Annotated in this window: 25 protein-coding genes; 11 read left to right on the top strand and 14 right to left on the bottom strand. The window is 45.5% G+C overall.

What is annotated here, in order from left to right:
- Nucleotides 1–134: 134 nt before the first annotated feature.
- Both ACTS60_RS19535 and ACTS60_RS19540 read right to left on the bottom strand, forming a co-directional pair.
- Nucleotides 135–629, bottom strand: coding sequence for a DUF2780 domain-containing protein (locus ACTS60_RS19535; RefSeq protein ID WP_440889610.1), 495 nt, complete (start codon nt 627–629; stop codon nt 135–137).
- Between the two features lie 114 nt (nt 630–743).
- Nucleotides 744–1,364, bottom strand: a complete 621-nt coding sequence (locus tag ACTS60_RS19540; protein ID WP_005437303.1) for an FKBP-type peptidyl-prolyl cis-trans isomerase — start codon at nt 1,362–1,364, stop codon at nt 744–746.
- Nucleotides 1,365–1,595: 231 nt separating this feature from the next.
- Between ACTS60_RS19540 and ACTS60_RS19545 the strand changes: the two genes are divergently transcribed.
- On the top strand, nt 1,596–2,192 hold the full coding sequence (locus ACTS60_RS19545) for a LysM-like peptidoglycan-binding domain-containing protein (protein ID WP_440889611.1): 597 nt from the start codon (nt 1,596–1,598) through the stop codon (nt 2,190–2,192).
- 55 nt (nt 2,193–2,247) lie between these two features.
- Here the strand turns inward: ACTS60_RS19545 and ACTS60_RS19550 are convergent, their stop codons facing one another.
- Complete coding sequence (locus ACTS60_RS19550) at nt 2,248–3,108, bottom strand: DMT family transporter (protein ID WP_440889612.1); 861 nt, start codon at nt 3,106–3,108, stop codon at nt 2,248–2,250.
- Nucleotides 3,109–3,561, bottom strand: coding sequence for a GNAT family N-acetyltransferase (locus ACTS60_RS19555; RefSeq protein WP_440889613.1), 453 nt, complete (start codon nt 3,559–3,561; stop codon nt 3,109–3,111).
- Nucleotides 3,562–3,707: 146 nt separating this feature from the next.
- Here ACTS60_RS19555 and dbpA point away from each other — a divergent pair, with 146 nt between their 5' ends.
- Nucleotides 3,708–5,087 carry an ATP-dependent RNA helicase DbpA gene (dbpA, locus tag ACTS60_RS19560; RefSeq protein ID WP_440889614.1) on the top strand — a complete coding sequence of 460 codons (1,380 nt, stop codon included), beginning with the start codon at nt 3,708–3,710 and terminating at the stop codon, nt 5,085–5,087.
- Nucleotides 5,088–5,154: 67 nt separating this feature from the next.
- Here dbpA and ACTS60_RS19565 read toward each other — a convergent pair whose 3' ends face one another.
- Nucleotides 5,155–5,727, bottom strand: a complete 573-nt coding sequence (locus ACTS60_RS19565) for a Crp/Fnr family transcriptional regulator (RefSeq protein ID WP_440889615.1) — start codon at nt 5,725–5,727, stop codon at nt 5,155–5,157.
- 96 nt (nt 5,728–5,823) lie between these two features.
- A complete protein-coding gene (gene cpdB / locus ACTS60_RS19570) occupies nt 5,824–7,785 on the bottom strand; it encodes a 2',3'-cyclic-nucleotide 2'-phosphodiesterase (RefSeq protein ID WP_440889616.1) in 1,962 nt (653 codons plus the stop codon).
- A gap of 274 nt (nt 7,786–8,059) precedes the next feature.
- Here cpdB and cobA point away from each other — a divergent pair, with 274 nt between their 5' ends.
- The 5 genes from cobA to cysC all read left to right on the top strand — a co-directional run bounded on the left by cobA (nt 8,060) and on the right by cysC (nt 13,925).
- Nucleotides 8,060–8,935: a uroporphyrinogen-III C-methyltransferase gene (gene cobA, locus ACTS60_RS19575; RefSeq protein ID WP_440889617.1), complete on the top strand. Its 876-nt coding sequence runs from the start codon at nt 8,060–8,062 to the stop codon at nt 8,933–8,935.
- Nucleotides 8,936–8,993: 58 nt separating this feature from the next.
- A complete protein-coding gene (gene cysD / locus ACTS60_RS19580) occupies nt 8,994–9,902 on the top strand; it encodes a sulfate adenylyltransferase subunit CysD (RefSeq protein WP_045460573.1) in 909 nt (302 codons plus the stop codon).
- An 18-nt stretch (nt 9,903–9,920) separates the two neighbouring features.
- The gene (gene cysN / locus ACTS60_RS19585) at nt 9,921–11,351 is read left to right on the top strand and encodes a sulfate adenylyltransferase subunit CysN (RefSeq protein WP_440889618.1); all 1,431 of its coding nucleotides are present in this window, start codon (nt 9,921–9,923) and stop codon (nt 11,349–11,351) included.
- Between the two features lie 207 nt (nt 11,352–11,558).
- A complete protein-coding gene (locus tag ACTS60_RS19590; RefSeq protein ID WP_440889619.1) occupies nt 11,559–13,283 on the top strand; it encodes an SLC13 family permease in 1,725 nt (574 codons plus the stop codon).
- Nucleotides 13,284–13,307: 24 nt separating this feature from the next.
- Nucleotides 13,308–13,925 carry an adenylyl-sulfate kinase gene (gene cysC, locus ACTS60_RS19595; protein ID WP_440889620.1) on the top strand — a complete coding sequence of 206 codons (618 nt, stop codon included), beginning with the start codon at nt 13,308–13,310 and terminating at the stop codon, nt 13,923–13,925.
- Nucleotides 13,926–14,015: 90 nt separating this feature from the next.
- On the opposite strand, the gene ACTS60_RS19600 is transcribed toward cysC, so the two are convergent.
- The 7 genes from ACTS60_RS19600 to ACTS60_RS19630 all read right to left on the bottom strand — a co-directional run bounded on the left by ACTS60_RS19600 (nt 14,016) and on the right by ACTS60_RS19630 (nt 19,622).
- The gene (locus tag ACTS60_RS19600) at nt 14,016–14,921 is read right to left on the bottom strand and encodes a TIGR03899 family protein (protein WP_440889621.1); all 906 of its coding nucleotides are present in this window, start codon (nt 14,919–14,921) and stop codon (nt 14,016–14,018) included.
- A 343-nt stretch (nt 14,922–15,264) separates the two neighbouring features.
- Nucleotides 15,265–15,759, bottom strand: coding sequence for a DUF3299 domain-containing protein (locus tag ACTS60_RS19605; RefSeq protein WP_440889622.1), 495 nt, complete (start codon nt 15,757–15,759; stop codon nt 15,265–15,267).
- Nucleotides 15,760–15,764: 5 nt separating this feature from the next.
- Nucleotides 15,765–17,024: an ABC transporter permease gene (locus ACTS60_RS19610; protein ID WP_440889623.1), complete on the bottom strand. Its 1,260-nt coding sequence runs from the start codon at nt 17,022–17,024 to the stop codon at nt 15,765–15,767.
- Nucleotides 17,021–17,749, bottom strand: coding sequence for an ABC transporter ATP-binding protein (locus ACTS60_RS19615; protein ID WP_440889624.1), 729 nt, complete (start codon nt 17,747–17,749; stop codon nt 17,021–17,023). Before ACTS60_RS19615 ends, ACTS60_RS19610 begins: the two co-directional genes overlap by 4 nt.
- A gap of 52 nt (nt 17,750–17,801) precedes the next feature.
- Nucleotides 17,802–18,512 carry a zinc uptake protein ZrgA gene (gene zrgA, locus ACTS60_RS19620; protein WP_440889625.1) on the bottom strand — a complete coding sequence of 237 codons (711 nt, stop codon included), beginning with the start codon at nt 18,510–18,512 and terminating at the stop codon, nt 17,802–17,804.
- Nucleotides 18,513–18,607: 95 nt separating this feature from the next.
- Nucleotides 18,608–18,907, bottom strand: a complete 300-nt coding sequence (locus ACTS60_RS19625; RefSeq protein ID WP_440889626.1) for a DUF2607 family protein — start codon at nt 18,905–18,907, stop codon at nt 18,608–18,610.
- 163 nt (nt 18,908–19,070) lie between these two features.
- A complete protein-coding gene (locus ACTS60_RS19630) occupies nt 19,071–19,622 on the bottom strand; it encodes a YtfJ family protein (RefSeq protein WP_440889627.1) in 552 nt (183 codons plus the stop codon).
- 214 nt (nt 19,623–19,836) lie between these two features.
- Between ACTS60_RS19630 and ACTS60_RS19635 the strand changes: the two genes are divergently transcribed.
- Complete coding sequence (locus tag ACTS60_RS19635; protein ID WP_440889628.1) at nt 19,837–20,037, top strand: DUF1107 domain-containing protein; 201 nt, start codon at nt 19,837–19,839, stop codon at nt 20,035–20,037.
- Nucleotides 20,038–20,085: 48 nt separating this feature from the next.
- Here ACTS60_RS19635 and msrA read toward each other — a convergent pair whose 3' ends face one another.
- Complete coding sequence (gene msrA, locus ACTS60_RS19640; RefSeq protein ID WP_440889629.1) at nt 20,086–20,724, bottom strand: peptide-methionine (S)-S-oxide reductase MsrA; 639 nt, start codon at nt 20,722–20,724, stop codon at nt 20,086–20,088.
- Nucleotides 20,725–20,890: 166 nt separating this feature from the next.
- Here msrA and tamA point away from each other — a divergent pair, with 166 nt between their 5' ends.
- The 3 genes from tamA to ACTS60_RS19655 are packed head-to-tail and all read left to right on the top strand — an operon-like array spanning nt 20,891 to nt 26,838.
- A complete protein-coding gene (gene tamA / locus ACTS60_RS19645) occupies nt 20,891–22,603 on the top strand; it encodes an autotransporter assembly complex protein TamA (protein WP_440889630.1) in 1,713 nt (570 codons plus the stop codon).
- On the top strand, nt 22,600–26,460 hold the full coding sequence (tamB, locus tag ACTS60_RS19650) for an autotransporter assembly complex protein TamB (protein ID WP_440889631.1): 3,861 nt from the start codon (nt 22,600–22,602) through the stop codon (nt 26,458–26,460). Before tamA ends, tamB begins: the two co-directional genes overlap by 4 nt.
- 30 nt (nt 26,461–26,490) lie before the next feature.
- The gene (locus ACTS60_RS19655) at nt 26,491–26,838 is read left to right on the top strand and encodes a gamma-glutamylcyclotransferase family protein (protein WP_440889632.1); all 348 of its coding nucleotides are present in this window, start codon (nt 26,491–26,493) and stop codon (nt 26,836–26,838) included.
- Nucleotide 26,839 lies beyond the last annotated feature (1 nt).

The raw sequence follows: 26,839 nt of genomic DNA on the forward strand, positions 1-26,839 counted from the left end.
CTTCTCGCTTCTCGCTTCTCGCTTCTCGCTTCTCGCTTCTCGCTTCTCGCTTCTCGCTTCTCGCTTCTCGCTTCTCGCTTCTCGCTTCTCGCTTCTCGCTTCTCGCTTCTCGCTTCTCGCTTCTCGCTTCTCGCTTATTTCCAGATAGCACCTAGGCTATCGAGTAGGCCAGAACTTGCACCTTGGCTTTGCAGTGCACTTAAGATTAGGGGAGTAAAAGTGGAAATCAGGGATGGGTCCATACCTAGAGCAGAGAACGCACCTTTTACTGTCTCGTTGTTTACGATTAAAGCAGACAGGCCACTTGCCTGTAGAGAGTCAAAGCCTGGAACTAGTCCCGCTAATTCTGAAGCCTCATTATTACCCAGAGAGCTCTGAGCTAAGGCCAATAGTGAACCTACACCACCAATAGCTTGTTCGGATGACACGTTTGTACTTTTTTGAATGGCAGAAACTAGGTCAGTATCTGCTGCCCCCTGTTTTGACCAAGCTTTAACTGCTCCCATTAGTGCCGCGTTCGCAATTTCACTATAGCCGCTGTCAGCGCCTACTTGGTTCTCTTTCGATGTGCTTTGACAGCCCATCAATGCGACACTGGCAAGTGCTGCAATAGCCACTTTCTTATACATATCATCTCCTTATTACTTACTGCTAACCATTCTTTCTAAGAATTTGTCTCAGTATTATCCAAAAAAAACGGCGACACAATGTGTCGCCGTTATTAGCTTTGCTAAAAATCCAAATTAAAGGATGTCTAGTAGCTCTACTTCGAATACTAGAGCAGCAAATGGAGGGATAGCAGCACCTGCGCCACGCTCACCGTATGCTAGGTCTTGTGGGATGTATAGTTTCCACTTAGAACCAACAGGCATTAGTTGAAGTGCTTCAACCCAACCTTTGATTACGCCAGTTACTGGGAACTCAGCAGGTTGACCGCGAGATACAGAGCTGTCGAATACAGTGCCGTCAGTTAGCTCACCGTGGTAGTGAACACGTACTTGAGATGCTGCTGTTGGGATTTCACCAGTACCTTCAGTGATGATTTCGTACTGAAGACCAGACTCAAGAACGTTTACTTCTGGACGTAGAGCGTTGTCTTTTAGGAACGCTTCGCCGTCAGCTGCTGCTGCTTTAGCTGCTTCTTGACGAACTGCTTCTGCACGAGTGTGTAGCTCTTGCAGTGCGTTGTTGATCTCGTCGATTTCGATAGATGGCATGTCACCAGTTAGTGCAGTTGCAATACCAGCAGCGATAGCGTCAACGCTAAGACCTTCTAGACCAGAACCAGCTAGTTGCTGACCCATTTGCAGACCAATACCGTAGCTAGCTTTCTGTTCTGCAGTTTCAAATTTAATTTCAGACATGAATGTCGCTCTTATTAGGAGTGATAAAGGCACAGGATATCAGGTTCGAGCCTCGGTTTAAATGATTGCGCTCGAATGTCGCATTCTGGAGCAGAGGGTGTGACTTATCTCTTACTCCAAGTGAAATTTCTGCTAATTTACGCCAAATTACATTTTACTTTGGCGAAAAACATATACTCTCCGCGCTGGTATTTTTATACTGAGATTAGAAGTATTAAGGGACTCATCAGAATGAATCGTCGCAGAAAGAAAAAGCAGCAAGTCGACCATGTCGAATTGATGAAACAAAAGCTCGCTGCTATCGATTGGAAGCAGCCGTTTAACAAAGAGAAGTGGCAGGAAAGAATTGAGCCTGTGACTCAGTTTTGGTTTCGCCTTCCAAAACTTCATCAACGTGCACTGATGGTGTTAGTGCCGGTGGTGTTAGTGCTTCTGTTTATCCCAGTACCAAAAGATACAGAAGAGCTAATTGACAGCACTCAGGTAGACAATCAACGTGTTGCCATCCAACTGAACGCGCAAAGCTTAAGCGAACAGCGCTCAGCGCAGAACTCAGAACCAAAATCGGAACAGTGGAAAGAGTACACGGTGAAAAATGGTGATACGCTGGCCCAGGTTTTCCGTAGTAACCAACTGTCGATGGCAGACCTTAACGCCTTGGTCAAAATCGAAGGCAGCGATAAACCTCTGAGTCGAATCAAGCAAGGCCAACTGGTGCGCTTTAAACTGGCTGATGATGGCAAATTGGATATGTTGCAGCTCGAAAAGAGTGGCGAGTCGGTGATGTTCTTCCGTTTATCTGATGGCACATTTGGTCGTAATAAATAACGACAAACAACAGTCCATTCCTAAGGCGCGATGATTCGCGCCTTTTTTGTACCAGTTAATCTTGTATCTGGTTACTCGTTCGCTTTCTTGGCTTTTTCCAAGGAAAGAGTGGTAATACGATCATCAAGATTCCGAAGGCGGTAAGCCAATCAGGAATCTCATTAAACCACCATATCCCAAATAGCGTCACAAACACTAGACCTGAGTATTCTGCTAAGGCTATTTCTCCCGCTGGGGCTTTTTGATACGCCAATACCGCTAAGCCGTTATAACTTAAGATGCAGACTGCACTGATGATAACTAATGCTAGCTCCTGGTAACTAATTGGCTGCCAATAAAATCCAGCCAACAGCGCCGAAACGGGTAATGAGAACAATGTCGTCCACCAGAGCGTGGTTACAACCGATTGCTCGCTGGGCAGTTTCCTTACTAATAAATTAAAGATTGCCAGCGTGGTTGCCGTGCCGAGTGCAAACAAAGCCGCCCAATGAAAATGATTTGGTCTGAGCACCACTAAGACGCCAAGGAAGCCAAAGCAAGTGAGTAAGATTTTACTCAACGGTGGATGCTCTTTGAGAAACAATGCTGACAATGGCAGCATTAAAATTGGTGCGGCGTAAAAAACGGCGTTAGCAGTAGCGAGAGGGAGGTGAGTCACCGCAACCATCATGCAACCACTGCCAACCAGTATAAGATGCGCGCGTAACAAGGTAATAGGTGCTTGCTTCAGGCTACGTTTATTCGGTTGTTGTTTGAGGTAAAAAGGTAGGATGAGCAGCAATGAAAACAACTGGCGCACAAACATATACTGGAACGGACTGATACCGCCCTCAATCAGTTTGACGGCAACATCTGAGAGCGATGCCGCCAAATTACCGATAACTAATAAGAGTAACGCCAGATGGTAAGGTGACATTTAACTTACTCGACGCATATCCACGTGAGGAATACCATCTTCAAGGTAGCTTTCGGAAATCACCTCAAAGCCATGGCTCGCATAGAAAGCCATCAGATGCTCTTGGGCACCGATATCTATCGTTTGACCTGCCCAAAGTTGTTGGCTACGTTGTAAGGCTTGCTCAAGCAGTTCATGCCCAAGGCCGCCACCGCGTGCGCTTTGTTTGGTTACCACACGGCCGATACTCACATTATCGTAAGTGGTACCAGCAGGTAATAAGCGAGCGCAGGCAACCAGCTCATCGCCTTTGTAACCCAATAAGTGATAAACGCCTTCTAGCGTATCTTTTCCGTCTAGCTCCGGATAGGGGCAAGTTTGCTCCACCACAAAGACATCAACGCGCAGGCGCAGCATCTCGTAAAGTTGTGTCGTCGTCAGTTGAGAAAAAGGTAGGGCAATCCAGTTGATCATTTTCAATATCCATTAATGAGCCAATGCCGCTGACTTTACGTCGTTTTCTGCTATTACTCATTAACAATGGTTAATTTTCACTGGTCTTCGCGATAAATCTGGCGATAATGTGCCCTCTCTTTCATCCCACCTGAGGATATTTCCCTGTGAGCAAACAAACTTTTGACCAAGTAGGGCTTAATCCAGCGCTACTCGAGACGCTTGAATCATTGAACTACACCCATATGACGCCAATTCAAGCGTTGAGCTTACCTGCGATTTTGAATCAGCGTGATGTGATTGGTCAGGGCAAAACTGGCTCGGGTAAAACGGCGGCGTTTGGCCTTGGCGTATTATCCAACTTGAACGTGAAGCGCTTCCGTGTGCAATCTTTGGTATTGTGTCCAACGCGTGAGCTGGCTGATCAAGTGGCGAAAGAGATCCGTACGTTAGGTCGTGGTATTCACAATATCAAGGTACTAACCTTATGTGGCGGCATGCCAATGGGGCCGCAAATCGGTTCGCTAGAGCATGGTGCGCATATCCTAGTGGGAACACCAGGTCGTATCCTTGACCATTTAGATAAAGGCCGCATCAATCTTGAAGAGTTAAACACCTTGGTGTTGGATGAAGCCGACCGTATGCTCGATATGGGCTTCCAAGATGCGTTGGATGCGATCATTGATGCAGCGCCTAAACAGCGTCAAACCCTACTATTTAGTGCAACATTCCCTGAAAAAATTGAGCAGATTGCTCAGCGCATCATGCAATCACCAGAGATGATCAAAGTGGAAGCGACACATGATACATCAAGCATTGCACAGTACTTTTACAAGGTTGAAGGTTCTGAAGCTCGTGATGAAGCGCTAGCAAATTTGCTACTGACGCACCAACCAGAGTCAGCGGTGGTGTTCTGTAATACCAAGAAAGAAGTACAGAATGTTGCGGATGAACTGCATCACAAGGGCTTCAGTGTTATTGATCTTCATGGTGATCTAGAACAGCGTGAACGTGATCAAGCATTGGTTCAGTTTGCTAACAAGAGTGTGTCTATCCTTGTTGCAACAGACGTTGCGGCGCGTGGCCTCGATGTCGATAACCTTGATGCAGTTTTTAACTTCGAGTTATCTCGTGATCCTGAAGTACACGTTCACCGTATCGGTCGTACAGGTCGTGCGGGCAGTAAAGGTTTGGCGTTCAGTTTCTTTGGTGAGAAAGACGGCCTACGTGTTGCTCGTATCGAAGAGTACCTAGATATGGATGTAATGCCAGCAACATTGCCTGAAAAATCAAACCAACAGCCATACCAAGCTAAGATGGTGACGATTAACATCGATGGCGGTAAGAAACAGAAAGTACGTGCTGGCGATATTCTAGGTTGCTTAACGGGCAAAGGCGGTATTACGGGGGCCCAAGTAGGTAAGATTCAGTTGATGGCGATGCGCTCTTATGTTGCGGTAGAGAAGTCTGTGGCGAAGAAAGCGCTGCAAACCATCAGCAACGGAAAGATGAAAGGTCGTCAATTCCGAGCTCGTATTCTCAAGTAATCAGAACTTCACTTAAAACAAAGGCGCTCGACATTGAGCGCCTTTGTCTTTTCCAGTCTATCTGACCTTATTCATTACCTTTCTTTAAGCGTGACTTAATGCGGCTAAGACTGATCGCGGTAATCCCCAAGTAAGCGGCAATCTGGCTATCGGTAATGCGTTGCTCCAGATCTGGATAATGCTGACAAAACAACAGGTAGCGCTCTTCTGGGGAATAAAGCAACATAAAGCGTTCTTTGTTCTCTTTATACATCAATTGAGATTCAAGTAGCTTGAGATAGATAGGGTGTTTTTCTGCACGCCATTGATGCAGCACTTCAATTGGCAAGCAAAATAGATGGCAAGGCGTCAGTGTTTCCAATAAATATGGCGAAGGCTGATTCTTGATAAGCCCTTCAAAGCCAATCACCCAATCTTTTTCCCAATAGAATTCTTTACTGAACTCCTTCCCTTTGTCTGTCAGGTAACTGGCGTGGCATAAGCCCTCTAACACAAAGTAGATGTGCGAGCTGAACTCACCTTGGTGATTGAGAATATGGCGCGTTGGCAGCTCAAGCTGTTGTCCGTGTTCAATAAGCTGATTCGCCTCATCTTCAAGGAAGCCATGATTGATTAAGTCAGAAAAAAGATCGCTGTGCATGTGATAACTCAAAAACGGTTTTCCTCATTCTAACGGTTTTTACTAACAACAAAAAAGCGGCTCATGAGAGCCGCTTAGCATCATTGCCAAATCTACCTATTTATTCAGGTCGATTTGATAAATCGCGAAACCAACTTCGTCAGTTGCGACACGTTTCATCGGGTATTGTCCTTTCTCTTTGATGAACTGCGTTGCTTTATCACTTGGTGAGGTTTCAAAACGAACATCAAGTTTGTTATCCGATTTGATTGGTGCGAAAGACCAGTTGTTATCCGCGCTTGGTGTCACTTCGCCTTGCTCTTTACTGATGCGAGAGATGTAAGCGGCAACCACTGAGCGGTTCTCATCTGGAGCATCAAATGCGATGAAGTCCGGACCAGTACCTGGGAAGGTCGCACTGTAGGCGCGGTAGTTATTGGTTGCGATGATGAAGTCTTGCTTCGGATCAACCGGTTTACCGTTGTAAGTCAGGTTCACGATACGCTGTGAATCTGCGTTAATCACTTTACAATCCGCATCGTACTTCGGTGGTTGAGTGACATCGATTTGGTAGCTCACACCATCAATCACGTCGAAGTTGTACGTACGGAAGCTATCCCAGTTAATCAAAGACTGAGGCTTAGTGCTGTTGACATCAATGTGATTGAACTGACCCGCACTGCACTCTAGCCATTCGTGTACTTCTTTGCCTTTGACTTTCATCGCTACCAGTGTGTTCGGGTAGAGGTAAAGGTCTGCGGCATTACGGAAAGTCAGCTGACCGGATTCTACTTCCGTGAAACCATTTGGATCGTCTTTACGTCCGCCGACTTTAAATGGTGCTGCTGCGCTCAATACTGGAATGTCTGCAAGATCTGGGTCGCCTTGGATAAAGCGTTCCACGTAATCTTTCTGCGCTAGGTTTACGATTTGAATCGTTGGGTCATCTTGTACAAGTGCTAGGAAGCTGTACATCACGTCATTTGCTTTACCAATTGGCTGGTTGACGAATTCACGTGTGCCTTTGTGGTCTTCGACAAGCGCATCCACAATGCCTTTATCAGCTTCAGCCAAAGACTTCTTGTTGGCTTTGTCGAAGATAGGACGCGCTTCGGACTGACCTTTAACGACTTGCCACTTGCCGTCTTTTTCTTTCAGCATCAAGTCCATTACGCCAACGTGGCTACCCCAGCGACCTGGCATCACTGCGGTTACGCCATTAATTGTGCCTTTCGCGTTGTCGACGCCTTGCAGTTTGGCAAAGTCTTTACCCGGGAACACGGCGTGAGAGTGACCAAAGGCAATCGCATCAATGCCTTCAACTTCTGTGAGGTAGTAAACCGAGTTTTCAGCGCCTAGCTTGTATGGGTCAGTCGAAATGCCCGAGTGTGGGATCGCCACAATCACATCTGCGCCTTCTTTCTTCATCTGAGGAACCAGCTTTTTCGCTGTCTCAGTGATGTCTTCAGCGAAGACTTTACCTTCTAGGTTCTTCTTATCCCATACCATGATTTGCGGTGGTACAAAGCCGATGTAACCCACTTTGATTTCGTGGCTTTGACCATCAGTGTCTTTGAACGTGTGCGTTTTAATTAGATAAGGTTTGAAGTAGTGCTCGCCTGTCTTCTTATCGAAAACGTTAGCACTAACATAAGGGAAGTTTGCACCGTCGATAGAGTTTTTCAGGAATTCAAGACCGTAGTTGAATTCGTGGTTACCAATGTTACCCACATCATAATCCAACTGGTTCATCGCTTTGTAAACCGGGTGAATTTCGCCAGCGTTGATCCCTTTCGCTGCCATGTAATCGCCCATCGGGCTGCCTTGAATCAAGTCGCCATTGTCGACCAAAACACTGTTCACTGCTTCTTCACGAGCTTGCTTAACCAGTGTTGCTGCACGGCTAAGACCAATTTGTTGTGAAGGTTGGTCTTTGTAGTAATCGTAATCCATCACGTTAGTGTGAATGTCAGTGGTTTCGATAATACGTAGCTTGATGGTGTCAGCCATTGCTGGACCTGCAAGTGTCAACATACCGCTTAAAACTGCGACGGATACGGGATTAACTGCCATTTTCATGAAGTGCTCCAATTTAATGGGATAGGGAAGTGTGGCGTACTGTAACAAACTTTTATGTAACTAAACGATTGCAGGATAGAAAATTGTGATAATCAGGTGAGAAATTACCTCACAATATTCTAGCGTGCTTGTTGTTTGTACAAATTCGAATGAGACCAAACCAAAGCTTCTTAGCAGTTTTTTGAATAAAAAATGAAATTTTAGAATTTCAGGTAATATAACCAGCCCGCCATAATGCTGTTCATAACGATATCAATGGATGATGAGCAAGCACATGGCAGTGAACGATTCAGTAACGACTTTCCCAATCAATAAGCCTCGGCTGGTTTCGAATAACCAAGCTGCCGATCTTCCGCGTTTTAGCAAGCAATCTCTACAACCAGGCGAAGTAGCGCTGGTGGGGGCCGGTCCGGGCGACCCAGAGCTATTAACGCTTAAAGCGCTTAACTGCCTGCAACAAGCTGACGTTGTGCTATACGACTACCTAGTGTCTGACGAGATCATGGCGTTAATCCCAAGCGAAACCATTTTAGTGTGCATAGGTAAACGTGCTGGTCACCACAGTGTGCCACAAGAGAAGACCAACCAACTGCTGCTGGATTTTGCTCAGCAAGGCTACAAAGTGGTGCGCATCAAAGGTGGAGATCCATTTGTGTTTGGCCGTGGTGGTGAAGAGCTGGAAGTCTTGGCAGACGCCGGCGTGCGTTTCCAAGTCGTGCCAGGCATTACCGCTGCAGCAGGCGCGACTGCTTACGCTGGGATTCCATTAACGCATCGTGACTTTGCTCAATCCGCGCTTTTTGTTACTGGTCACCTCAAAGAGGACAGTGATGATATGGATTGGTCGACATTAGCGAGAGGAAACCAGACGCTTGTAATTTATATGGGCTTGATGAAATCAAACTATATTCAGCAACAGCTTATTGGGTATGGCAGAGATGGAAATACGCCTATCGCAATTATTGAACGTGGTACGCAAATACGCCAGCAAGTTTTTACTGGAAAGTTATCTCAACTATCTGATTTAGCTAAGAATGCAGAATCGCCATCTCTGATTGTTATTGGTGAGGTGGTTTCACTGTCTCAAAAATTAGACTGGTTTTCTTCTAGTACTGAAATCAACAAAAGTGCTATAGCCAGCTCCCTATAATCCCCAGCCAAAGATAAAGGACTAACCAAGCCTTCAAGCTTAAAAGGAAATACCAAACATGGATCAACAACGTTTAACTCACCTTAAACAGCTCGAAGCGGAGAGTATTCACATTATCCGCGAAGTGGCTGCGGAGTTTGATAACCCAGTCATGATGTATTCGATTGGTAAAGACTCATCGGTAATGCTGCACCTTGCACGTAAAGCCTTTTACCCAGGAAAAATTCCATTCCCGTTACTTCATGTTGATACGGATTGGAAGTTTCGCGAGATGATCGAGTTTCGTGATCGTACCGCTGAGAAATACGGCTTTGAGCTTTTGGTTCACAAGAACCCAGAAGGTCTTGCGATGGGTTGTAGCCCATTCGTACATGGCTCTTCTAAACATACTGACATCATGAAAACCCAAGGTTTAAAGCAGGCTCTGAACAAGTACGGGTTTGATGCGGCATTCGGTGGTGCGCGTCGTGATGAAGAGAAGTCACGTGCGAAAGAGCGTGTTTACTCGTTCCGCGATAAGAACCATACCTGGGATCCGAAAAACCAACGTCCGGAGCTTTGGAAAACATACAACGGTCAAGTAAATAAAGGTGAGAGCATCCGCGTATTCCCTCTTTCAAACTGGACTGAGCTGGATATCTGGCAATACATCTATCTAGAGAACATCGAAATCGTGCCACTGTACCTTGCAGATAAACGCCCGGTTGTTGAGCGTGATGGCATGCTGATCATGGTTGATGATGATCGTATGGAGCTTCAACCAGGTGAAGTGATTGAAGAGAAAAGCGTACGTTTCCGTACTCTTGGCTGTTACCCATTGACGGGGGCGATTGAATCCGAGGCGAATACGCTAACGGGTATTATTGAAGAGATGCTGGTAGCAACTTCAAGTGAACGCCAAGGGCGAGCGATCGACCACGATCAGTCAGGATCGATGGAGCTTAAGAAGCGTCAAGGCTATTTCTAAAGGATCTAAGGAAAGATAATGAACAGTGCAGTTGAAGCTCAATTAGCCGAGCTTGGAATTGAAGGCTATTTAACACAACACCAGTACAAGTCTTTGCTTAGATTCCTGACTTGTGGCTCGGTAGATGATGGTAAAAGTACCCTAATCGGCCGTTTGCTCCACGACTCAAAGCAAATTTATGAAGATCAGCTAGCGGCGGTTCACTCAGACAGCCAACGTGTTGGCACCACGGGTGAGAAGCCAGATTTAGCATTGTTGGTCGATGGCCTACAAGCTGAGCGCGAGCAGGGCATCACGATTGATGTCGCTTACCGTTACTTCTCGACGCAGAAACGTAAGTTCATCATTGCAGATACGCCAGGGCATGAGCAGTACACGCGTAACATGGCAACAGGAGCATCGACCTGTGATTTAGCTGTGATTCTTGTTGACGCACGTAAAGGTGTATTGGATCAGACGCGTCGCCACTCATTCATTTCTAACCTATTGGGCTTGAAACACTTTGTAGTGGCAATCAACAAAATGGATTTGGTGGATTACTCGCAAGAACGCTTTGAAGAAATTCGTGATGAATACCTACGATTTTCAGAAAACCTTGAAGGCGAGACAGATATTCAAATTATTCCGTTGTCAGCACTAGAAGGCGACAACGTGGTAGAGAAAGGGCAAAACCTGAGCTGGTTTGAAGGCCCATCTCTGCTTGAGCTACTTGAGGATGTGGACGTTGGTCAAGAGAAGGAGGAGGGGGACTTCCGCTTCCCTGTTCAGTATGTGAATCGTCCTAACCTCGATTTCCGTGGCTTTGCTGGCACGATTTCATCGGGTTCGGTGAAAGTAGGTGATGCGATCAAAGCGCTGCCGTCAGGCAAAACATCAACGGTTGAACGTATTGTTACTTTTGATGGTGATGTACAAGAGGCGCAAGCTGGTTTAGCTGTAACACTGACATTGAATGATGAGATTGATATCAGTCGTGGTGATTTGATTGTGTTAGAAAACGCACAAGTTGAGTCGACAAATCATCTATTAGCAGACGTGGTATGGATGACTGAGCAACCTCTGCAACCGGGTCGTGATTACGATATTAAGATTGCGGGTAAAAAGACGGTTGGTCATGTTGAGGTAATTCGCCATCAATACGACATCAATAACCTTTCTACCCACAGCGCACCGGAATTGCCTCTCAATGGTATTGGTCTATGTGAATGGTCATTCAACGAATCTGTGGCGATTGATAACTACCAAGCGTGTGCCGACACCGGTGGCTTCATCATTATTGACCGCTTAACAAACGTTACTGTTGGTGCTGGGATGGTGAAAGAAAGCCTTGCGGCTGTTGAGCGTGACTTTTCGGGTGTCTCTGCGTTTGAGCTTGAGCTAAACGCGCTGGTTCGTAAGCACTTCCCACACTGGGAAGCTAAAGACCTGAGCCAACTACTGAAGAAGTAGTTCGCTCACAAAGCCTGATTGAATTGCGAATATCGTCAGGCTGATTTCCCCCGGACCCAGAATGCAAGGAAGCCCAAGAAACCAAGCATTCTGGCGTTCTTTTTCGCTTGCTTTACTTTTTGTCTAGTAACTAATTTGTCACTCAGTTCATCTTGTATGCAGCAGTTGTTGTTATGCCCGAATCGGGTTTGTTGGTAAGGAAAGGCTATGTGGGAACAAGGATTTGTATTAGCGATTTTGCTTGGCATTATCACTTGTTTGCTCGTAACCAAACTTAAACCGAGTTATGTGTTTGCCGGTGCGGCCTTTATTGCATTTATGGCTGGCATGTTAGAGCTCAATACCATTGCGGCAAACTTTACCAACTCTTCACTTCTGACCTTAGTGCTATTAATTCTTGCATCAAGCGCACTGGAAAAAACCTTACTAATTAGCTGGGTCAGTCGCAGTATTTCTGAAGGTAACCTTGGTAGTGTGATTGCCAAGCTGGGTTTTTCTACTGCATTGCTGTCATCTTTTACTAATAATACCGCTGTTGTGGTGTCGTTAATTGGGGCGATCAAACGCAATCAGCAACACGCTCCTTCTAAACTGTTAATTCCACTTTCCTATGCGGCGATTTTTGGTGGCACATTAACGTTAATAGGAACTTCAACCAATCTAATCATCAATAGTTTTGTCGAAGATGCCGGCCTACCGAGCTTGAATTTCTTCACTCCAACCATTATTGGCCTTGCGGTGCTGGTGGGCGGGGTGCTTATCCTTATTCCGCTCAGTTATTTATTGCCAAATTATGATGACCAAAGCCAAGAAGACCTACCTTATTTTCTTGAATCTCGAGTTGAACCAGGCTCTCCGCTAGTAGGGCGCACGATCAGTGAAAATAATTTACGCGCATTGAGAAAACTGTTTCTTGCCGAGGTGGTTCGTGATGGTGTGAGTGTTCCTTCCGTTGGTCCTGATTTTGTCCTCAATGCCAAAGACCGACTACTGTTTTGTGGTGATGTAGAGAGCGTGGCGACTCTACAGGAAATTCCTGGTTTAACGCTGTTTGGTCATCAACACCTCAATGGGCAGAATTTTATGGAAGTAGTGGTGAGCTCATCGGCGACTTTCTGCCACAAAACACTGAAAGAGAGCCGTTTCCGAGATCGTTTCGATGCCGTCGTGGTGGCGATTCGTCGTGGTCATGAGCGTCTCGAAGGTGGCTTGGGAAACATTACCTTAGCCGCTGGTGATACGTTAGTGCTCGTCCCTGGTAAGCGCTTTGAAACTGAGCGTCGTGCTCATCGCAAAGAGTTTGTATTAGTTAACGATTTAGACTCCAGCGCGCGTTTGGATGCCAATAAATCAGCACTGGTACTTGTTGGTTTTGCTGCGGTGATTGCGTTTGCGCTGCTAGAGTTAGTACCCATTATTAAAGGTTTAGCGGCTTATCTAATTGCTCTATTGGCGTTTGGGGTGATTCAGCTCTCTGAACTGCGTCGCCGCTTTCCAATCGATATTGTGGTGATTGTTGGATCGGCATTGTCCATCGCACAGCTGATGATCTCTTCTGGGTTATCAGTGCGAATGGGTGACATGTTTATAGAAGCTTTCAATGGATGGGGGGTCTTTGGGGCTCTGGTGGCGACTTATATCATGACCTTAGTGTTGACCGAACTTGTGACCAACAATGCCGCGGCAGCGCTGTCTTTTCCTATTGGCTACAGTATGGCGGTAGGCTATGGCGTTGACCCAATGCCTTTCATTATGGCGGTGCTGTTTGGCGCCAGTGCCAGCTTTATCTCTCCTTACGGATACCAGACCAATTTGTTGGTATACAGCGTAGGGAATTATAAATTGACCGATTACGTGCGAATTGGCGTGCCGATTTCCATTGTATATTCAGTGCTGGTACTGACGCTGATTCCGGTCTTCTTTCCGTTTTAATCTGTAAATTTACAAGGATACGTTATGACTGCCGAAACTCCGGTAAAAGATGAAAACATCGTTTGGCATCAGCACTCGGTTGATAAACAGTTTCGTGCTGGATTAAAAAAGCAGCAGCCTGCGGTACTTTGGTTTACTGGGCTATCTGGCGCTGGTAAATCCACCGTAGCGGGTGCATTGGAAAATCGCTTAGCTGAACTGGGTTATCACACCTATTTACTCGATGGCGACAATGTGCGTCACGGATTATGTAGTGATCTTGGTTTTTCTGAACAAGACCGCAGAGAGAACATTCGTCGTATTGGTGAGTTAGCCAAGTTGATGGCAGACGCTGGTTTGATTGTTCTGTCGGCATTTATTTCTCCTCACCGCGCTGAACGTCAATTGGTGCGTGATCTACTGCCTGAAGGCGAGTTTATTGAAGTGTTCGTCAACGCCTCTCTTGATGTGTGTGAAAGTCGTGATCCAAAAGGTTTGTATAAAAAAGCTCGCGCAGGTGAAATCCCAAACTTCACTGGGATTGATTCAGAGTATCAAGCGCCAGCGAATCCAGAAATCGATTTACCGGCAGGCGAGATGAGTGTCGAGGAGTTGGTGGAGTTGTGTTTAGTCGACCTCAAGAAGCGTGGCGTGATCCGATAAAAAAGCTTTTGGATCATGGGTGACCAAAAGGTCACTGTACTGCTCAGAGAGCTTTTGGAACATAGGTAACCAAAAGCTCTTTTTGCTGTACTACACGGTGTGGTTTACCGTGGTTTTTGCTTCACTATGAACGCTAAATTTCTGATTTAAAATGGCTAACATTTGATCGTAGTACTGGCTGTTAGTTTTGTTACCAAGCAGCTTACACAACTCATTCCCTGTTGGAGTAAAACGGTAGTACAGCAGGCGCACACCTTTCGTGTTCACCTGAAGTGACAAGTTTTTGCCTTGATAGGTGAGCATTAACGGCGTTTCAATGCCAATCTCTCCAGACTCTAATTCGGTGCTGTGCAGCAGCCCCAGTTCAATCAACACTAACAAACTCGAATAAGGGAGCTGGAAGCTGCCCATATTAAGGCTGTTGGTCGTGTCTCGTTTGCCAAAACTGAATATGCCGCCATGCGCTTTATAGCCAATAAGTAGTTTACGGCTGTTATCTCCGCCAAAACTACAGGCTAATGAAGAGGCTCGTTGGAGAATTTGCGCTTCTTTAGGCGTCATGTCCTTCAGCACTTTGAGTGCTTTCATTGATGTTGAACCTGGGTTAGTTACCTCACGTTTTAATACTTGAGCCCAGAGTTTTTGCATTGAACCGTTGTGTATATCTTGCGCCATATCGAAGAAGCGATATAACCAATCTTGGTCTGGATCACCAGCGGTCTCATCCCGACACGATGTGTGAGCAAGCTTTAATATCTGTTCTAGATTCTTTTGTCTTTGCTCTTGTCGTCTTTGCTCTCGTAGTTGGGCTCGTTCTATTACAGACTTGGCAGGCGGATCGCTTTGTAATAACGCATCTAAGCCATAGGTCTGCGCTATTGTTTGAACTCGACTCGCACTGTCTTTGATATAGCTTGATTTCTTATCATGTGCTTGATGAGTTGAGGTACTTGAATCGTGTTCGATGACGACGGGTTGTTTGATTGATTCTGCCATGTGCTGTGTCCTACCAAGAACTTGCGTTTTATGCTTTTTTCAATTTACACCGATAAATGTTGTGCGACCAGAGAGGCATGTCCGGATTTTGACAGAATAAGGACTATTCAAAATGATAATGAGTTGTTAAAATTGTTATCGTTATTTTGGAGGGGTGATGAAATATTCAGACGCAAGCAAACTGAGAAAACACCTGTCGATAGCGCTGCTTTTGGTTTTGTATGTTGGTGTATTAGTGTATTTGTCTCGCTATATCGTGTAACTAACAGGTATTAAAAAGGCGCCGAAACGACGCCTTGGTGTATCTATTCAGTTAATCAACTAAGTCAATTAAGCAAACATATTACATGTCATCGTAGGCTTCGATCGCAGTGCCTTCAATGACGTAACCAGTTTCTGCCAATTCGTGGCTGATGGTCTCGGTTTTTAAGGTCCCCACCACATAAATGACATCCCACAGCTCTTGAACTGGTGCACCTTTCGGGAATTTTACATAAATGATCTGGTTTGGTGGTGGTGGCGGCACGTGGATACAAGCGCCAAAGTACGGCACCAGTAGGAATTCCGTCACCGTATTCGCATCGCCTTCTAAAGGGATCACGAAGCCTGGAATCTTCACCTCACTACCGTTCAGCTCCGGGCGAACATTGCCAATCTTTGACTGCTGAGCGGCACCACCACTGTGATCGGAGGCTGGCATCCCCACACTATCAAACATTTTCCGTTCAGCTTCTGGTACGAGATCAATCCAATCGAGTGTAAGAGCTTCATCACTGGCCATGACTGGCGCAGTAAACGAAATCAGTAGCAAGCAGCTAGCGAGAATTTTTTTCCACATTTTTACTAGATCCTTATTGTCATCCCATCACTTAGCGATTGTCGGTAAGCGCGGAATGCTGGGATAAAGCCAATCACAATACCGGCACATTGTACCAAGCCAAGTAGCAGCCACTCATAGGGGGAAAGCGCTGTTAATGTAAGGTGTATACCATAGCTTTGTTGGATTATCGGTTGCAAGAGGGCAAGAATGGAATACAAGCCCGCTATACCTGTAAGAATACCAGCAAATGTGAGCAAGCTAGCTTCACTGATCAGTAGTGAAAATACGTGTCTTGGTCGTGCGCCCATAGCACGTAGTATTGCCATTTCACGGCGGCGCTCTTGTAAGCTTGTTAGTAGGCTACTCAGCATCCCAAGCAAGCCCGCTACGACTACAAAGCCTGATACGGCCATTAGTGCTTGCTCGGCGACTGACATCATACCCCACAATTCATGCAGTGCTACGCCCGGCATGATGGCGCTGAGTGGCTCTTTCGGGTAAGTGTTGATTTGTCTTTGTAGAGCAAAAGTTTGAATGCGTGACTTCAAGCCGACTAACATGGCAGTGATCTGCTTGGGTTGGAAATCTTTGGTTTTGAGGTCTTCAGCTTTTGGCGTTGGTCCTAAGCGAGCGCCACTTTCCCAACCAACGTGAATGGCTTCAATTGCCTCGAGTGAAACATGAACGGTTTTATCGACGGGCGTACCTGTTGGCTCCAGAATACCGACTACTTTAAATGGCAAATTATCGTGACGACTAAAACCAACATCACTGATGCCATGAGCAATGATGATTTTGCTGCCAATGTTATAGCCGAGTTGCTTCGCAACGTCAGAACCAAGCACGGTTTCAAATAAGTTATTGAATTCTTTGCCATCAGAGAAGGTTAGTGGTTGCTTACTTCCGTATTTGTAATGCTCGAAATAACTGTGGTTGGTTCCCATGACTCGAAAGCCTTTGTGCGAATCACCCAACGAGATTGGAATAGTCCAGTCTACGGCGTGGTGGTTTGCGAACTCTTGGTAACTCTTCCAGTCGATGTTGTTGGTGGCATTGCCGATTCTGAATACCGAGTACAGCAGCAGATTCACTTGCCCCGAGCGTCCTCCGACAATCAAATCTGTACCAGAAATAGTGTTCGCGAAGCTGTCTTTTGCTTGGGTTCGAATACGTTCCACTCCTAATAACAGCACAACAGAAATTGCGACCGTCATGATGGTGAGTATGGCGGTCGCTTTGCGATTCATCAGGCTTTTCCAAGCGAGCTTTACAACGGCACTCATGATGCGGCTCCTAGGGTTTGCGCTTGATTGATTTCAGGCAAATTAAGCGTTCTGTCAAACAAAGACTCTAGCGTTGGGTCATGGCTAACAAATACTAGCGTGGCGTTGGCAAGATTGGCTTGTTCCATTAGTAGTTCAATAAATGCTTTGCGGTTGTCGTGATCTAATGCCGAAGTGGGCTCATCGGCGATCACCAATTCAGGTTGACCGATCAGCGCTCGTGCTGCTGCGACACGTTGCTGCTGCCCAATACTCAGCTCAGAAACAGGTTTGTCATGCAGCTCTTTTGGTAAACGTAAACGCTCCAGCAGTGTTGTCGCTTGTTCTTCCAGTAATGCTGTTGAAGCATTTGGTGCAACACGGTTACGGCGAATTTTGCTGAATTGGCATGGAATTAGGACGTTTTCAATCACATTTAGATAAGGCAACAAATTGAACTGTTGGAAGATATAGCCAATGTGATCGGCACGAAATTTGTCTCTTTGACTTGCTCGTAGGCTCGCGACATCGGTATTTAACACCGAGAGCGAACCTGATGTGAGCGTATTGATGCCTGTTAACAGAGCAAGCAGAGTTGATTTACCACAGCCGCTCGGGCCTTTGATAAATACATGCTCACCTTGAGTAATGTGTAGTTGTGGAATATGGATGGTTGCGTTTTCTGAGCCGGGCCAGACAAACTGGGCGTTATTCAGCTCAACAACGTTTGACGTGGTTTCAGTCATAGTAAATCACCAAAGCAATGGCGTGTAAGTGATTACTTACACGCCATATAAGTTATTTAATTGCGATGTTAGAGTTGTTTTTGCTTAGGTTAGTCGCAGACTGAGTCGTGTCAGTGAACAGGTTCACACTGATAGATTCTGTCGCCGGGAACTGCTGGAACCAAGTGGTATCAATGCTGTTTAGGTCAGCAACTGAGTCGCAGTGGTAGCGATATTGAGCCGTGAACTCACCGTGGCCACCGTGTTCATGATCGTGACCTTCGTGCTCGTCGTGATGCTCATGACCTTCATGATCGTGATGGTCATCATGTGCGTGTTCATCATGATCATGGCCGCTATGCTTGTCATGGTCATGTTTGTCGTGATCATGCCCTTCGTGGTCATGTTTACTATGATCGTGGCCTTCATGATCGTGGTGATCATGACCTTCATGAGAGTCTTGGCCAAGCGTGTGAGATACGTGAACATCTTCTATCGCACATTTCGCTTGTTTGTTGATAACAAGCAGTTTGTCGGTGCCTTTTAGAGCGGCAACGGCATTGCTGAGAACCGCTTCTTGTTCTGCGTTTTCAGGCGCGTGTTCAAAGCCAACGACGTCTGCTCCCGGAGAAGTAATTTCGATCAGTAAGTCTTTACCATCTTGAGCAATATTGAACTCAACGAGACCGTGCACATGCGCTTCGTGTTGACGGTATTCTTCTGCGTTTGCAGTTGCTGTTAGTGATAGGCCGATAACAAGAGCTAGAGCGTGTTTAGAAGGCATTATCTTTTCCTAATTTGCTTAATGTTTTGTTGTGGTTGCTTTTAAATCATAGGGTTAGCAACCCGTTTAATTTCTAGTAAGGGGGCTTCTTAAGTTTAGGCAAATATAGGTGGTGCACGTGCAGTGTAGCGTACATCACTGACGTTAAACTGTGTTTCGGTACAGTTAGAATAGGTCGAACGCTGGTAAGTTGGGGTGAGAAGTTCTGGTTGAGTCTTAGTCAGGCCATGATGTGAGCCTGTAAACATCTGGCAATGATGATGGCTATGGTGCTCTGGAATGAGATCAAGTTGATGTGCGATGGTGGCAAAGTTCCATGCAAGCAGTAACGCAACACTGAGTAATACAACAGTGCGACGCCAATGATGTGTGGTTACTTGCCAGCGATGGGACATCTTAAAGCCTGAAACGATACCTGGTGTTATAATATAACACTCATTTTCGCGAAAAGTTCACTCTTTTGTTGCGACTAAAGAAATTATCTTATGTGAAATAAGAACTTACGTTCAGAAAAAGGGAAGAGCCCCTTGCTTATTGTCCACAAGGAGCTGAGGCTTATTAGATGTTTTTTTGGATCAAACCAAGTACTTGGTTGATTTCATCAGAGGTTAGAGCGCCTTCTTTGACGAACAAGATCTTGCCTTGCTTATCTTGCACTACGATGGCAGAACTCTCTTCTTGCAAAGCCCAAGTGTTTGCCACCACGCCATTTTCATCAAGTACCATTGATGACCAAGGGAATTCTTGTTTGCTGTCTTGTGCTGATGATTTTACAAATGATCCGGTACCCCAAACCGCATCATCTTGGTTGATGATGGTTGTCGTTTGGTAAGCATCTTCTGGGAATTTCGCTTCAGTTAGCGCGGTCATTAGCGGCGCGTTCATTGCTTTTGAACTGCTGCGCCCAGCGATTGCATGAATGACACGGACTTTACCTAGCATTTGTTGCGTTGCCCAAGGTTGGTAGGCTACCCCTTCACCTTGCATGACGATCTCCCCGTAAGCATCAACTTTAACGGTAGGGACGCTTTCTCCCATGGAGAGGTTATGAGCAAGTGCTAAGCTTGGCGTGAGAGCAAACAAAATCGGGAGGAGAGTCTTAGTTTTCATATTGTTATGTTCCGTATGGGTTGCGAGACTTTCCAAGTATATACTTACAGTGAATAAAAATGTAGAACCATTCATAACAATTATTTAACGTACGGCGTGCAAAATAGTTGCGATAATGAAGATATTTGTTAAAATGAACTCAGTCGCAAATTGCGCATAAAGATTGCCAGGAAAGAGCAATTGGTGTTTTCTCAAAGGGATGTTGAGGTGAGTTATGCTACGTGAGTTTGCTGTGTATCGTCCACGTCAGGTGGCGCGTTTTGTTAAGACTTTATTTAAAGGTCAGTTCTCAATTGTAGGTGTGGGTGAATTTCGTTTTGATAATGGAAAAGTGTTACTGCCTGACGTCAAAAATCCACAACAACTTTCTATTTTTAGAGAAGTAAACCAAGCGATTTTATCTCTTCCAATTTAAAAGTAAGAATTGCAAAAAGAGCGACGTTATCGTCGCTCTTTTTCGTTGTTATTCTTCGTGGCTAGGTGGAAAACAGATCCCTGTACCACCTAAGCCGCAGTAACCGTTAGGGTTCTTTGCTAAGTATTGCTGGTGGTAGGTTTCTGCAAAGTAGTATGGTCCAGCAGGTTGAATTTCGGTCGTAATGCTCGAGCGCTGCTCTTCGTGCAGTGCTTGTTGATATTGGAGTTTCGATTTCTCTGCTGCATTTTGTTGTTCTTGCGAGTAAGTATAAACCGCAGAGCGGTACTGAGTTCCTAAGTCGTTACCCTGGCGCATGCCTTGAGTCGGATCGTGTTTTTCCCAGAATACCGCCAGTAATTGTTCTAAAGAAATCACGCGCTCATCAAATATCACGCGTACTACTTCGGTATGGCCCGTTTTGCCTGAGCACACTTCTTCGTAAGTTGGGTTTGGTGTATGACCGCCAGCGTAACCGACCGATGTTGATAGCACGCCATCGAGTTGCCAAAACAGACGTTCAGCCCCCCAAAAGCACCCCATACCTAGTAAGATCTGTTGCTGGTTAGCTTGTGGTTGTGCGATTAAACTCGACTGATTTACAAAATGGGTATCATCGATTTGCATGGGAGTCTCTCGACCCGGCAGTGCATCTTCTATACTGATCATTGTCTGTTTGTTGAGCATAGTATTTGTCCTTCAATACGTGTCTTAATTTTGCGAATAACGTTATTCAGTCTGAATATGATGTTGTGATGACATAGACCGCAGTAATCCTACTAATATTACAGACTTAGCCTTTAATTGGCGTTATTATTGTTTACGTTTATTTAACTTCATTCAGCTAAAAAGCATGATAAAAAAAGCTATCCCCATAATTGCGAGCCTGCTTGTTTTTTCTCATAGCGCCTATGCCGATGTATCTCTTTCTATTAAGGGGCTCGGTGGTGCTTTAGAAGATAATGTTAATGCCTATCTCTCCTCGATTCCTGAGGAAGATTACTCCACATCATTACGTTTCCAAGCCCGCTTAGAACAAAGTATCACTGAGGCTCTCAATGCGCTTGGTTATTATCATGCAAAAATTTCATACACTATTACCAAAGATAATGATGAACTGATCGTGAATGTGGTTCCGGGGGAGCCTGTTCGTGTCAAGGTTATGGATGTCGTGATCAGTGGTGAAGCCAATACGGATGAGGCTTTTACCAAGTTATTAGCAAAATCGCCTTTGAAAGTAGGAAGAGTGCTTAATCAGGGAGAATATGACAGTTTAAAGTCGGGGATTCGTAATTTAGCTTTGCAACGAGGCTACTTTAATGGTGACTTTAAGTTGAATAGGCTTGAGGTGATTCCTGAGCTCAATGAAGCGAACGTACGTTTGCATTATGACAGTGGTATCCGCTACCACTTTGGTTCTGTGGAAATCACCGGTAGCCAAATCTGGGAAGAGCGAGTGGATTCACTTCGTCCGTTTAAGACCGGTGAGCCGTATTTAGTTTCTGAAGTGGGTCAATACAATCAAAACCTTTCCAATACTGATTGGTTCTCATCTGTGTTTGTTGAGCCAGATTTAAGTAAGCTCGATGACGGCCGAGATTTACCGATTAAAGTTTCCCTTGCACCAGCTGCGAAAAACCAAATTGAAACGGGTATTGGTTATTCAACCGATACTGGTGTTCGCGGAACGTTAAAGTGGAAAAAACCATGGGTGAGCGCACGAGGCCACAGCTTTGATACAGCGTTATCTCTTTCTAAACCAGAGCAAACGGTTACCGCAGGTTATAAAATTCCGCTTGATGATGTGTTGCATGAATACTACCAGCTACAGTTTGGTCTTAAGCACTTGGACAATCGTGACACAGAGAGCTTAGAGTCCAATCTTGCGGTTGAACGCCATTGGATCACCGATGGTGGCTGGCATAAGACGTTGTACGTTCGCCACTTGTATGAAAACTACTCCCAAGGTTTACAAGAAGATGGCGTACAATTTGTCCTTCCTGGGGCGTCTTTTTCGAGAACCCGAACTCGTGGCGGAAACATGCCGATGTGGGGAGATAAGCAAAGCGTTACCATCGAGTACGGTGATCCTGCACTGTTGTCTAATACTCGCGTATTACGACTGTTGGGCCGGACTTCTTGGATTAGAGGTCTTGGAGAAAATCATCGAGGCTTATTCCGCCTAGAAGGCGGGGCCAATATTACTGATGAGCTTGAAAAGTTATCACCTTCGTTACGTTTCTTTGCTGGTGGTGACAATAATATCCGTGGTTATGGCTACGAGTCGATTTCACCAACCGATGAAAGTGGTGCGTTAACAGGTGCTAAATATATCGCGACCAGCACTTTAGAATATCAATATCGTGTCTATGGCAATTGGTGGTTAGCTGCCTTTTACGATTACGGTGATGCATTCAATAAAACCCCAGATTGGAAAGCCGGTGCCGGTGTTGGTATTCGTTGGGCTTCTCCTGTTGGTCCTGTGAGCTTTGATTTCGCATGGGGCCTAGATGCTGTGCCTAAGAATGACTTCCGCATCCACTTCTCCTTGGGGCCTGAATTATGATCAAAACAACTCTGAAGTGGACGAAATGGTTCTCAATCGGCCTACTGACTCTTATTGTGTTGCTGGCGATTTTCGTCGGCACAATTCTGTTTACCCATCCAGGTCTAAAGTTGGCTCTTTGGGGGGCAGAGAAAGCGGTACCGCAGCTTAAAGTCGAGCAAATTCAAGGTTCGCTATTCCCACGTTTTGCGCTGCATAACGTTAGCTTTGTGGATGAGTCTCTCCATGTTGATGCTAAGGTGGAAAGCTTAACGTTAGCGATTAACTTCCGTTGTTTCTTCGACCCTAAAGTGTGTGTCGATGAGCTCGCGCTGCAGGGGGTTAACTTCCAAATGCCAGAGTTGCCACCGGCAAGTGATGAGCCGGAAGAAGAAACGCCACCGTTGCGCTCTATCAGCACGCCTGTGCCAATCTTCGTCAATAAAGTGAGCTTTAACGATATCAACCTGAACATCTTAGGTAATAAGATTGATTGGCAAGACTTCTCAACCGCATTGTCGATGCAAGGTGATCGTTTGGTCATTGCACCAACGGCATTGAAGGCTATCAATGTGGCACTAGCACCAAGCGAAGATGCGAAAGAAGAGAAGCCAGTGCAACCAACAGGTGTGGAGCCAAAGACCAAGCAAGCAGAGATACAAACTAAAGCGACGCCAGGCGTAACGGAAGATCAACAAAAAGACGCAAAAAACCAAGCGACAACAGAAGCTAAACCTGAAGGGATTGTACTGCCTGAGGTATGGATTCCACTTACTATTGAGGCGCAGCGTCTTGATATTCATGATTTTAAATTAGCTGGTGACACACCAGTTGTTGTCCATCACCTGGGGCTAGAAGCAACAGCAGGTGGTGACAAAGTCGATGTCAAAACGCTAGAACTTGATATGCCAGAAGTGGAAGGCCAACTAAGTACGCAAGTGACATTATCGGCCGACTACCCAATTCAAGCGCAGATTGATGCGTTGGTTAAACAAGCAGATGTAAAAGGTCAGAAACTATCGCTGTCTGCATCAGGCTCGGTTGGCGACTTATCATTTCAGGCAACATTGTCAAATTTGGTGAAAGCGAAAATTGAAGGTCAACTTCAACCGCTCAAACCTGAATTACCATTTGATATCAAACTGAAAGATGTGGCTGCGCAATGGCCATTAAGCGGTAAGAGTGATTACCAAGTTTCTGTTCCTAGTTTAGCAGCAAAAGGTTCATTGGAGGGCTATACCGTTGCTCTAGAAACCAAAGCATCAGGTAAAGATATTCCTGCTGTGGATGTGGCGTTAAATGGTAAAGGTACCCTAGAACAGATTGATTTGGATAGCATCGTTGTCAAAACGCTAGGTGGTGAATTAGCCGGTAAGGTGATGGCCAACTGGGCTACGCCAATCAACTGGCAAGCCGATCTGAACTTAAAGAATATTCAGCCGGGATTGCAGTGGCAAGAAGCAGAAGGTGACATCAGTGGTAACCTATCAACATCTGGCTCTTTAACCGAGCAGGGAGGCTGGCAAGTGAGTCTGCCTAAGCTGGATATTGATGGTATTTTGCGTGGCTACCCGTTGAATATTGAAGGTCAATTAGAAGCGTCTGATAAGAACGGAAAAGGCGAGGATATTCGCTTAAATACGCAGGGGTTAGCTTTATCGCACGGTCCAAACTCGTTACGAGCAAAAGGTCAGATCGATAAGCAGATCTTAATGGATGTTGATGTTAACTTTCCTGATTTTGCGAAAAGTGTGCCTGATCTTGGCGGTAAGATGAATGGCACGGTTGCTTTGCGTGGTAGTTTGAAGCAACCAGATATCAATCTGGATCTTGCACTTAACCAAGTAGATTGGCAGCAGCAAGCCCAAGTTGAAACCATCACATTAAAAGGAGATGTAACGCCTCTTCCTGCACCAAAGGCCGATGTTAGCCTGATCGCTAAGAATATTACTTATGATGACATCAAAATCGATAGTGCTGATCTTGAAGTTAATGGTGACGAAAAGCTGCACCAACTGACCTTGGATGTGGTATCAGACATCGTTTCGACCAGTTTAGAAATCGAAGGTACCTTTAAGCAAAAACCAGAAATGGTCTGGGATGGCGCGCTGCGTCGTCTAACTTTGAGTACACCTCAAGGCCCATGGGCATTACAAAAGTCGACGGCAGTTAAAGTCAACATTGATAAGCAGGTTGCTGATGTGCAAGCGCACTGTTGGTTACAGTCAAAATCAAGCGTATGTTTAAGTGAAGATATTAGTGTTGGTAAAAGCGGAGAGGCAAAGTTAGCAATCACTAACTTTAACTTTGAACAAATCAAGCAGTTCTTACCGGCAGAAACTCAACTACAAGGTTCTGTGAATGCCAACGCTTTCGCTAAGTGGGCTCCCGACATGAAGCCGGAAGTAATGGTCAATGTTGATATGCCGAAAGGTCAGGTTGAGCAAGCTTTGGAGCAGCCAATAAAGGTTGGCTGGGAAAGTGTCACTGTGAAGGCCAAGCTTGCACAAGACAAACTGGATGCTGAATGGTTGCTTGATGTGACGGATAACGGTGATTTATCCGGTAAGGTATCGCTGAACGATGTCTCTTCAGACAAGCCGACTATCGACGGTAAGGTGTCACTATCAACATTCCATTTAGATTTCTTAGCGCCTTTAATTGGTGAATACAGCTTGTTTAAAGCCAACATGAACACCGATCTTGCTCTATCTGGCGATGTGATGCATCCGAAGGTGAATGGGCAATTCTTGATTGACCAGATGAAATTGCAAGGGGAAGTCACGCCGATCGATATCGATTCTGGTCAGGTGGTGATTAATTTTAATGGACACCAAGCAGATTTAGATGCGGGCATTATTACTCCAGACGGTAAACTTGAAGTCAATGGTGATGCGGATTGGCGTGATCTAGACAACTGGCATACGAAGGCTCGTGTGTTTGCAAAAGAGCTGAAAGTGGATATGCCGCCAATGGTAAAAATCAAAGTTGAGCCGGATATGACGATTGACGTCACCCCTCAACTTGCCAAGGTCGAAGGTAATATCAATCTGCCTTGGGGGCGAATTTTTATTGATGAACTGCCACCAAGTGCGGTGAGTGTGTCGAACGATACCGTGATCCTGAACAAAGACATGCAGCCAGTTGATGAAACCCCTCCATTACCATTTAATGTTGAAACTGATATCAATATTAAAATTGGTGATGAGTTCCAACTGTCTGCCTTCGGCTTGAAAGGTAACCTTCAAGGTAACCTCAATGTCACTCAAAAAGATAAAGGGCCATTTATTGTTGGGGAAGTGAACATTGTCGATGGTTCTTACCGTTCATTCGGCCAAGACTTGGTGATCCAAGAAGGAAAGATCATGATGAATGGTCCAGCGGATCAGCCCTACGTTTCAATTAAGGCGATACGAAACCCTGATAACACGCAAGACGATGTGACAGCCGGTGTTCGAGTAACTGGCCCAGCAAGTGATCCATCGGTAGAAATCTTTTCCGACCCTGCTATGCCACAAGCTAATGCACTTTCTTACCTATTGCGAGGACAAGATATTGATGCTGAGTCGGGTGGTAATGCCATGACAACAACGTTAATCGGTCTAAGCTTAGCCAAGAGTGGTAAAGTAGTTGGTGAGATTGGTGAGGCATTTGGTGTACAAGATCTACAATTGGATACAGCGGGTTCTGGTGATGACTCTCAAGTAACGGTGAGCGGGTATATCTTGCCTGGCCTTCAAGTGAAATATGGTGTTGGTATTTTTAACTCACTAGGTGAATTTACCATCCGTTATCGCTTAATGAAGGATCTCTATATTGAGGCAGTTTCAGGGTTGGATAGTGCAGTCGATATTCTTTACCAGTTCGAGTTTGATTAGGTAGGCAGGGTTCGATAACAAGGAGTAGTTATGCAGCATCTGGTATTCGTTTATGGGACTCTTAGAGAAGGGGAGTCAAACCATCATTATCTGAAATCAGCAGAGTTCTTAGGTCACCATGAGACTGGTGCCCAGTTCGCATTATTTGATCTTGGGCCTTACCCCGCTTTATCTCTGGGTGAAAAGAAGGTAGTGGGAGAGATCTACCTTATAGATGAAGCGACTTTGCAAGCTTTAGATCAACTTGAAGATGTTCCTGTTGAGTACCGTAGAGAGAGTATCACAACGCCATTTGGTCAAGCTTGGATCTACCTTTACCAAGATACAGAGCAGCTTTCTGAAGAAATTGCGTCTGGAGATTGGTGTCAGCGAGTGTGAA

It is taken from the genome of Vibrio sp. WZ-1 (assembly GCF_052037695.1).
Lineage (GTDB): Bacteria > Pseudomonadota > Gammaproteobacteria > Enterobacterales > Vibrionaceae > Vibrio.

Excerpts from the sequence above, each read along its gene's own strand:
- cysC (WP_440889620.1), top strand. The coding sequence starts at position 13,308 with ATGACTGCCGAAACTCCGGTAAAAGATGAAAACATCGTTTGGCATCAG.
- ACTS60_RS19555 (WP_440889613.1), bottom strand. The coding sequence starts at position 3,561 with ATGATCAACTGGATTGCCCTACCTTTTTCTCAACTGACGACGACACAA.
- cysD (WP_045460573.1), top strand. The coding sequence starts at position 8,994 with ATGGATCAACAACGTTTAACTCACCTTAAACAGCTCGAAGCGGAGAGT.
- ACTS60_RS19565 (WP_440889615.1), bottom strand. The coding sequence starts at position 5,727 with ATGCACAGCGATCTTTTTTCTGACTTAATCAATCATGGCTTCCTTGAA.
- ACTS60_RS19605 (WP_440889622.1), bottom strand. The coding sequence starts at position 15,759 with ATGTGGAAAAAAATTCTCGCTAGCTGCTTGCTACTGATTTCGTTTACT.
- ACTS60_RS19655 (WP_440889632.1), top strand. The coding sequence starts at position 26,491 with ATGCAGCATCTGGTATTCGTTTATGGGACTCTTAGAGAAGGGGAGTCA.
- cpdB (WP_440889616.1), bottom strand. The coding sequence starts at position 7,785 with ATGAAAATGGCAGTTAATCCCGTATCCGTCGCAGTTTTAAGCGGTATG.
- ACTS60_RS19615 (WP_440889624.1), bottom strand. The coding sequence starts at position 17,749 with ATGACTGAAACCACGTCAAACGTTGTTGAGCTGAATAACGCCCAGTTT.
- tamB (WP_440889631.1), top strand. The coding sequence starts at position 22,600 with ATGATCAAAACAACTCTGAAGTGGACGAAATGGTTCTCAATCGGCCTA.
- ACTS60_RS19540 (WP_005437303.1), bottom strand. The coding sequence starts at position 1,364 with ATGTCTGAAATTAAATTTGAAACTGCAGAACAGAAAGCTAGCTACGGT.
- ACTS60_RS19630 (WP_440889627.1), bottom strand. The coding sequence starts at position 19,622 with ATGAAAACTAAGACTCTCCTCCCGATTTTGTTTGCTCTCACGCCAAGC.
- cysN (WP_440889618.1), top strand. The coding sequence starts at position 9,921 with ATGAACAGTGCAGTTGAAGCTCAATTAGCCGAGCTTGGAATTGAAGGC.
- msrA (WP_440889629.1), bottom strand. The coding sequence starts at position 20,724 with ATGCTCAACAAACAGACAATGATCAGTATAGAAGATGCACTGCCGGGT.
- zrgA (WP_440889625.1), bottom strand. The coding sequence starts at position 18,512 with ATGCCTTCTAAACACGCTCTAGCTCTTGTTATCGGCCTATCACTAACA.
- ACTS60_RS19625 (WP_440889626.1), bottom strand. The coding sequence starts at position 18,907 with ATGTCCCATCGCTGGCAAGTAACCACACATCATTGGCGTCGCACTGTT.
- ACTS60_RS19545 (WP_440889611.1), top strand. The coding sequence starts at position 1,596 with ATGAATCGTCGCAGAAAGAAAAAGCAGCAAGTCGACCATGTCGAATTG.
- cobA (WP_440889617.1), top strand. The coding sequence starts at position 8,060 with ATGGCAGTGAACGATTCAGTAACGACTTTCCCAATCAATAAGCCTCGG.
- ACTS60_RS19610 (WP_440889623.1), bottom strand. The coding sequence starts at position 17,024 with ATGAGTGCCGTTGTAAAGCTCGCTTGGAAAAGCCTGATGAATCGCAAA.
- ACTS60_RS19535 (WP_440889610.1), bottom strand. The coding sequence starts at position 629 with ATGTATAAGAAAGTGGCTATTGCAGCACTTGCCAGTGTCGCATTGATG.
- ACTS60_RS19600 (WP_440889621.1), bottom strand. The coding sequence starts at position 14,921 with ATGGCAGAATCAATCAAACAACCCGTCGTCATCGAACACGATTCAAGT.
- ACTS60_RS19550 (WP_440889612.1), bottom strand. The coding sequence starts at position 3,108 with ATGTCACCTTACCATCTGGCGTTACTCTTATTAGTTATCGGTAATTTG.
- ACTS60_RS19590 (WP_440889619.1), top strand. The coding sequence starts at position 11,559 with ATGTGGGAACAAGGATTTGTATTAGCGATTTTGCTTGGCATTATCACT.
- tamA (WP_440889630.1), top strand. The coding sequence starts at position 20,891 with ATGATAAAAAAAGCTATCCCCATAATTGCGAGCCTGCTTGTTTTTTCT.
- ACTS60_RS19635 (WP_440889628.1), top strand. The coding sequence starts at position 19,837 with ATGCTACGTGAGTTTGCTGTGTATCGTCCACGTCAGGTGGCGCGTTTT.